This window comes from Saccharospirillum sp. MSK14-1 (genome assembly GCF_003054965.1).
Classification (GTDB): Bacteria; Pseudomonadota; Gammaproteobacteria; order Pseudomonadales; family Natronospirillaceae; genus Saccharospirillum.
Map to the genome: position 1 here is coordinate 1 of NZ_MIES01000021.1, position 3,679 is coordinate 3,679.

A 3,679-nucleotide genomic window follows, 5' to 3' on the forward strand; every position below is an offset into this window, starting at 1 on the left:
GAATGAAGCTCAAGGAATAGCCAAATTAGTTGAAGAGCTTATGGGTTTATCCGAACTCGGTACGAAACCTGAAATTATAGTTATAGATGACGGCTCAGATGACAATACAGGTTCAGTTGCATCCGGTGCAGGGGCTCATGTTATTAGACATCCTTATTCGCGAGGCAACGGTGCCGCAATTAAAACGGGTATTCGCAATGCAAAAGGAGATTTTTTAATCATGATGGATGCTGATGGCCAACATTTACCATCAGAAATCCCAAAATTAATTGCTGAACTCGATGAAAATATAGACATGGTGATAGGCGCAAGGCGTCGCGAAAGCCAATCGACTATATGGCGACACTTTGCAAATGGGCTCTACAACAAATTAGCCTCATTTTTAGTTGAGAAAAAGATAGATGACTTAACATCAGGTTTTAGAATCGTCGATCGTAAAAAGGCCCTTTCTCTCGTCAATTTACTTCCGAACTACTTTTCTTACCCAACCACACTATGTATGAGCTTTTTTAAACTAGGATACGGCGTTAAGTTTGTAAGTGTTAACGTTAAGAAAAACGAAGGCAAAAGCCACATTCGACCATTAAAAGATGGCATACGATTTATTACTATTATTTTTAAGATCATCGGGCTCTATTCCCCACTTAGAGTTTTCCTGCCAACGGCGTTATTCTTTTTTGTACTCGGCATGGGCCGTTACGCTTTCACTTTTATAACCGACGGCACTTTTACTAATATGTCTGCAATGCTCTTATCAACTTCAGTCATGGTATTTTTAATGGGTTTGATATCTGAGCAAATATCAACATTAATTTACGCTAGAAATTGAGCGCATCAATAAAATGCTAATTAACCAGAAAATTGAAATTGTCATCGGTACGAAAGCGCAACTAGTTAAAATGGCACCTATAATGCTAACCTTGGATAAGATGAACATACGTTATCTATTTACGTTAACTGGCCAACATGAAAACACAATTGATCAGTTAGTATCTTCTTTTGGTTTAAAAAAACCAGACAACCAACTAATACCCAATAGAGAAACAGACAACCCCATAAAATTATTTAAATGGTTTTACTTAATACTAAAAACCATTTTACTAACTAAAAACAAAAATAATGTGCACATTGTTTTAGTTCATGGAGATACTCTATCCACTCTAATTGGCGCAATTTACGCCAAAAAAATCGGAGCTAAACTGGGCCACGTTGAGGCTGGATTGCGATCTTTTAATTTAACCAACCCGTTTCCAGAAGAGATTATTAGAATTTTAGTTTCAAGACTCACTGACTACCACTACGCACCTGGTAACTGGGCAGTCAGTAATCTAATAAAATATAAAACGGAAAAAATAAACACCGTATTAAATAGCATCATCGATTCCATCAACATTGCCACCAAATCCAATTCACCATCATCAGATCAGAAAAAAAAATATGGCGTTGCCTCCATTCACAGATTTGAAAATCTAAATAAAAGAAAGCGATTGTGTTTTATTATTGATTCAATAATTAAGCACAGTCGAGACATAGAAATAATCTTTGTCTTACACCCGGTCACTAAAGAAAAGTTAATAAAAACTAAACTTTTTAGAAAATTACAAGAAGCACCAGGGATCTCACTAATAGACCGGATGTCCTATATAGAGTTCTCAAAACTATTAGTTAACGCAAGATTTCTTATAACCGATGGAGGTAGTAACCAAGAAGAAGCATTTTACATGGGACTTCCTTGCTTACTGATGCGAGCTGCAACTGAGAGAACAGAAGGAATTGATAATGGTGTAGTGCTATCAGAATTTAATCAAAATAAAGTTGATCAATTTTTACAGCACTACAAATCCAGGACCTGGAAATTAAAACCGATACCCGAAATATCACCAAGCGACATAATTTGCAATCACTTATCTACTAAAATTCAAATGACAAAAAAATAGGCGTTTAGAAAAACACAACACAGAAGTCATCCAAAACAATTTATTTTGGATGACTAATATAAACTTGGTAGCTCTATTTCTTATAACTTTAAACCTACCATTTTTGCTAAATTTTTTAATACTAATTAAAGACCCGCTATAATAAACAGCCCTGAAATAAACAACACTATTCTCGATCAGTCGATTTGGTTAAGCTAATGCAAAAAACAGTCATAGGCGGCGGCCAAGATCCAAATTTTCCGCTCTTCACATATGATTTAATTCGATGCAGCACTGATGGCCCGACCCAAGGTAACAGACGAGGGTTAATATCTCTAGCTGTAAGAGTAGTGAAATTATTGGAATCTAAAAATCGTGAATCCAGATTATTTAAAATATGGCCATCTAGACTAAATCTTTTAGCCAATGCATTTAGTAAATTTATTGATTTATCGATATCTATTTCTCTCGATCCATCAAGCGATACATCAAAAGTGACAACAAGTTCGCCGCCAGGCTTTATGACACGATAAAACTCATCAATTATAGACTCAAAATTGTCTGTATGTTCCAAAACAGAAATACAATATATTAAATCAAACTGATCCTTCTCATAGGGAAGGCATCGCAAATCGCTTGCCGTGAAATTAACCTTACTATCTTGGCGATTATTAATTTCATCATAAACTGCAGATAATTTTTGATCGTAGTCGCAACAATAAACATCGGCAGATTTAAATTTCGCATTTAGAAAAAATGAAAAAAAAGTAACACCAGAACCAGCATCCAAAATCAATGAATTACCATTATCTTCTACTTTTTTACTCACGTTACTATATACAAACGGATATTCCCATTGGCGACTCCACTGGTGTAGCGGGTCACCGACCCATCGGCTAATATAGTCCTTTAAGGCTGATTCATTTTCCTGCAAAAATTTTCCAGAGTATGCCTGCAATTCTAGAAATTGCTTAGAACTTAATGCCTCAGTGTAATCCCGTGCAGATGGGATACCGTTATAATATATCTTTTTCACTTTCCCTCTCTCTTGAAAATCTACAAAAGCCCTTACATAATTACTAATAGTAACTTTTTTTACCAATATAATATTTTTGGGCTAACTTAACCATTTCCGAATAAGTAACCAACAGAATAATATTGACACATCACCAATCATTAGCAACATCCTGAAGCCTACAAGCGCGACCATCATCGTTGATAGACTTGTAGATGTATCCAAAAGTAAAAAAACACCTTCTGTCACTGCCACTCCTTGCGGAGCAAAAAACGCCAAATTACCAACTGCCCATGACAAAAGGTAATTGACCATATTTTCAATGAGTATTAAACCGGGCGTATTAAAAATAGAAAACCAACAACCAAACAACATTGCAACATTGACCCAATGTAAAACAATGCTTACCAATACATTTCGTTTCCCTGTTGCACCATAATTGAACATCAATATGGCCGTGAAAAAAATGGCTGTATAAATAATGATAACTTCTACATAACCAATTTTGGGGGCAAACACCAAGTTTAAAAAAAATAGCCCAATCGCAACCACAGTGGAAACCAACGCAGGCAACAAAACTTCAAATAATGTTGTTAAAGCTAGCAATCGATTTTCAACGCCCTTACTCCGCAAATGTAAAACTCGGCTCGCCATATGCCAAATACCACCTGGGAGATACTTTAAAGGGATCATCTCAACAGTGAGCCTAAAAACATCTTGCCTAGTCACTTTATTTTTTGAAGCGATC

General features: G+C 35.9%; 4 protein-coding genes. 2 read left to right on the top strand and 2 right to left on the bottom strand.

Going from position 1 to position 3,679, the window contains the following annotated elements; all coding sequences use genetic code 11:
* Together BGP77_RS03700 and wecB are read left to right on the top strand one after the other, a co-directional pair.
* Positions 1–829, top strand: an 829-nt coding sequence (locus BGP77_RS03700) for a glycosyltransferase family 2 protein (protein ID WP_108163395.1), incomplete at its 5' end; no start/stop codon positions are given.
* Positions 830–842: 13 nt separating this feature from the next.
* On the top strand, positions 843–1,937 hold the full coding sequence (wecB, locus tag BGP77_RS03705; RefSeq protein ID WP_108163396.1) for a non-hydrolyzing UDP-N-acetylglucosamine 2-epimerase: 1,095 nt from the start codon (positions 843–845) through the stop codon (positions 1,935–1,937).
* Positions 1,938–2,103: 166 nt separating this feature from the next.
* Here the strand turns inward: wecB and BGP77_RS03710 are convergent, their stop codons facing one another.
* Positions 2,104–2,952 (bottom strand): bifunctional 2-polyprenyl-6-hydroxyphenol methylase/3-demethylubiquinol 3-O-methyltransferase UbiG, encoded by an 849-nt coding sequence (locus tag BGP77_RS03710; protein ID WP_158269259.1) that lies wholly within the window; start codon positions 2,950–2,952, stop codon positions 2,104–2,106.
* A gap of 81 nt (positions 2,953–3,033) precedes the next feature.
* The coding region (locus BGP77_RS18015) for a hypothetical protein (RefSeq protein WP_199224189.1) at positions 3,034–3,679 on the bottom strand (646 nt) is incomplete at its 5' end.

Coding starts and splice junctions, on each gene's coding strand:
- wecB (WP_108163396.1), top strand. CDS start 843: ATGCTAATTAACCAGAAAATTGAAATTGTCATCGGTACGAAAGCGCAA.